Annotated in this window: 3 protein-coding genes; all 3 read right to left on the bottom strand. The window is 60.5% G+C overall.

All coding sequences use genetic code 11. From position 1 onward, the window contains the following. Nucleotides 1-103: 103 nt before the first annotated feature. A complete protein-coding gene (locus tag AC0ZZU_RS23865) occupies nucleotides 104-865 on the bottom strand; it encodes a gp53-like domain-containing protein (protein WP_476343895.1) in 762 nt (253 codons plus the stop codon). Between the two features lie 21 nt (nucleotides 866-886). Continuing rightward, the gene (locus AC0ZZU_RS23860) at nucleotides 887-1906 is read right to left on the bottom strand and encodes a hypothetical protein (protein ID WP_476343893.1); all 1020 of its coding nucleotides are present in this window, start codon (nucleotides 1904-1906) and stop codon (nucleotides 887-889) included. Beyond that, nucleotides 1906-3993: phage tail protein (locus tag AC0ZZU_RS23855; protein WP_476343891.1), on the bottom strand; the 2088-nt coding region annotated here is incomplete at its 5' end. The genes AC0ZZU_RS23860 and AC0ZZU_RS23855, both read right to left, overlap by 1 nt.

The following is a 3993-nucleotide window of genomic DNA, read 5'->3' as shown; positions in this document are numbered from 1 at the left end:
GGAGAGAAATCGAATGCTTCACCGTTCACCGTCAGGGTATCGCCCTGCCGAGCGACTGCCAGGGTTTCTTCCATGCGGACCGGGGAAAGAATGATTTTCATGATTAGAATTTCCTGCCGATTGCGGTCCAGACCACGTTGAAAGCCTGAGCCGCTGCGTTGTTGCGGATTACGACACCGATGCTGCCAGCTAACCGCGATGAGTAGCCAGTAATCCCATAGTGGTCGTTGGAGGCGGTGGGTTGCGCGACGGCGCCAAACCCGTAGGTATTGTCAAAAAACTGGACTGGAAAAGTAATGATTTTTCCGCTGTAGTCTCCGGCTGCAATAGCAGCTGTCGACATCGATCCCCACTGCTCCAGGGTCCCGTCTGCATATAGGGTGTAGGCGCCGTTTGAGTTCTGTCCGCGCTCTATGATCGCAGTACCAGTGCCCGCACCGATGTTACCCACGATGTCATAAATCGCCCCGTTTTTCAGACCCAGTCCTGCTCGGGCAGCGGCCTGGGTAGCGCCACCCGTTCCGCCTTTCGCGACCGGCACCACGTTCTCGGTAGAAACCGACCCGAGCCCAGCCAGTGTGCTCCCGAACTGCTCGACCAGTTGTCGCAGCCGGTCGGCCGACTCCTTGGTGTAGCCCTGCATGGGCGCCAGGACGTAGCCACCGGCGGTCACTGTCGCCCCTTGATAGGCCGGCAGAATGCTCAGCACCGTCGCGCTGGCGAGGTTCGTGACCTCATACACGCGGCCATCAGGACCTATAAATGCGTCCCCCACCCGCGCGTTTGCTGCGAAGTTGGTGCCGGTACCGGTCACCGTTGTTTGGCCAGCCGTGATCGCGACCGTGCCTGTTCTGTACCAGGGCATGAAGTACTCCTAGATAATTAATTAGATTGGGCGAACGGGGCGGCCGGCAAACACAGTCCGGCCATTGTTGGCGCTGCCGGTGGTATTGGCGTTGGCGCCGCTGTAAGCCTGAAGGAAGTTTCGATCCCCGGAGAAGAAGCCGACCGGGTTGTCATAAAATGCCGCGCCGTCATTGAAGGGGCCGCCGATTACCGAATTTGCCAGGAAGTAGTCATTGAAGTTTCCTGTCCACGGCATTTTGTAACCGGTGTAATACCTTCCCGCGCCACCGGGTACCCCTGATCCTGTCTGCACGAACCTGTCAGCACTGGGGAATCCTGTCAGCTGAATGATGTTGTCTGAGGTGGTGAACAGCTGCGATCCGTCGGCTCCCCTGACGCGCGCGCCGTACTGGCCCGACGCGCCCGTGGACTTGAACACGCCCGCCATCCACTTCACCGTAAAGGACTGGTTTGAAATGGGAGCGGTGAACCAGCTCAATGAGAAACCAGTCCAGTTACCTGGCGAGCCGCGCAGGACAAACTTGTAAACCATCATGTAATCGCCGGCATTCAGGAAGACCAGTGGTTGATCCACAGTCGTGATTGGCGCAGGAAAGTTAATCGTCACATCAGCCACGGCGTTGCCGGATGATATGAACCCCATGATGAACGAGCCGCTTTGGGCGACAGTTAGAACTTTGCTGACGTTGTCGATCTGCACAAATGAACTGTCGTTTTTCGACCTTATGCCGTAGAGCTCCTGGCCAGTGGAAAGACCGTAGTAAGACAGGACCATCACGTTTACAACTTCCGAGGTCGGTCTTCTCAACTGAAGTTGCCCAGTAGTCCACCAGGCGGCAGGAATGGCGCGCCCAGGAACACTGTTGGTGACCACAACAAACGAATCCGCCCTTATCTGCGGAATCGAGTAGTACTGGTCGACAGCGTCCCCTCCGCCTTGGACCTGCGTACTGTAGATCGCCCTCACCGCAGTGACTGTAGTATCAAGGGTGACTGCACCTGATGCATCCCTGGTTCTGAGCCCATATTGCGCAGCCATCAGGTAAGCCTCCCCACTGCCGTTCTCTCGGTGCCGTTGCCGTCGTAGACATACACCCCGCCGTTGTTCAGCAGCGTCGATCCGCTTTCATCCTGGCCGCGTATCGTTACTGCGCCCGTAACCATGTTGGCCTCGAAAAGCGGTCGGCCTTGTGAGTCCGTGGCCTGAGAGCGCAAGGTCATTCCCAGAATGATCTGTTGAATGAAAGCTGTGTTAATGAACGCTTGGTTGATGAAGACCTGCCCGCCTTGGACAACGAATGGCGATGACAGCGTGCCGTTGATGCCGTTGACCACGGCGAACCGGTCTGCCGACACCAAGAATTGGCTTTGCAGCCCGGCGGGACCGTTCTCGATGCCCAGGCCAATGCCTGCGGCAACGTACTGCCCCTGAGCGTTGACCTGTAGCTTCACGGACCACATCGCGCTGGCCTTGCCGTCTGATGCTGCCAGCGCCTGCGATACCTGCTGCACCGAAGCAGTGACCTTGCTGATCGCCCCAGTAGGGCCGTTCAGCGCATTATCGAGCGAAGCCTCCAGCGTTTCCGACCGGCGCGCCTGCGCCTCGATTTCGCTAGCCCGGACCTTTGACTCGTCGGCGATCTTGGCGGTGCTCTCCCAGGCCTTCATGGCTCCGGCCAGTTCGCCCTCCCCGTCATCGTCCCGCGCGTCCTGCGGCAGGACGAATGTCGCCTCCATGTAGCCGATGCGGGTGGCCAGCGCCTGGTCGGCATCCGCGCGGGTCTCTGCTTCGTCGCTGATGTCCGCCTCCGCATTGTCGACACGCGAATTAACCTGCTGCAGGCGCGAAGCGGTCGAGCTCTCGTTGTCGGTTACAGCCTTGTCCAGTTGCGAAATGCTCGAGGTATGCCCATCCACCGTAGTGCTCAGATTCGTGAACCTGGTGGCAGTGGCGCTCTCGTTGGTGCTGACCACACTCTCGAGCGTGCTGATGCTCGCAGCGTTATTCGCTACCCGCGCTTCAACCGTGTTGACGCGTGATGCCATTGCCTCGTTCTGCGTCGCGCGCGTGCGGATCTCCTCGCCAACCTTGGCCGCGGCATCCCAGCCCCGCATCGCGTCGGCAAGATCACCCTCCCCGTCGTCGTCCCGGTAGGCCGACTGCACCGCCTGGATGGCCGAGGCCTGGGCGGTCACCTTCCCGTCGAGCTCGCTGATGTCGCTGGTATTCTTCTGCACGGTGCTGGCCAGGGCGTTCGCCGCCTCGGCGATGCTGCCGATGTCCACCCAGAATGCAGCGTTGGGCGGCGCATTACGGCCGTCCGCTGCGGCAGGCACAGGCGCAATGGCCAGGTAAAGGCGGCGACCACTGCGCACGCTCTCACCTTCCTCATAGGCATCGGTCGGCACGTACTCCATCGGGTCAGTCAGGTCGGTGATCAGCCCTTCCAGCTCCTCCTTGGCCTGGTTGATCCGGTTGTTGATCGAGCCGGGGAAATCCCCGGTGATCATCTCGATCTTTTCGAGCATCTGCTGGCCCAGCTCGCTCTCGGTGATCTGACCGCTGATGAGCTCCAGGATGGGGCCTGCATCTGCGCTCGAACTCCCGAGCACGCCATTGATGACCGGGTAGAACGGCCCGATGTTGCCCGAGCGATCCACCAGTCGCGCCCAGAAGAAGAAGGACACGCCGGCGGCCAGGCCCTGCAGCGTGTAGTCGCTCTGCGGGTAGGCCAGGTCGGACAGCTTCGTGGCCGCCTCGAGGCTATTGGCTGGGCCGTACCAAATTTCCGTCCGCTGCGTATCCTCGGCACCCGGCGGGATCCCCCACTTCAGGCTGATCCCAAAGAGCTCGCTCGACGCTTCCAGGAAGGCCACCGCTGGCGGTGTCCCCTCCTTGCCCTTCAGCTCGGTCAGGATCGAGCTCGCCCAGATCGAGGTGATATCGAAAGCGCTTACAGCTCGGACCCGGGCCAGGTATGCCCCTGCGTATATGCCGGTCACGTCAACCGAGGTCGTCCCGGTGCGCTGCAGTCGAATCCAGTTGCCGTTGTCCTTGCGCCATTCCACGTCGTACGCCACAGCCCCGTTCACGGCGGGCCATGCGATCGTCATGGTGTTGACCGC

It is taken from the genome of Pseudomonas sp. JE3303 (assembly GCF_056312565.1).
Note: the sequence above shows the minus strand (reverse complement) of the source record. Positions and strands in the feature narration are given on the sequence as shown.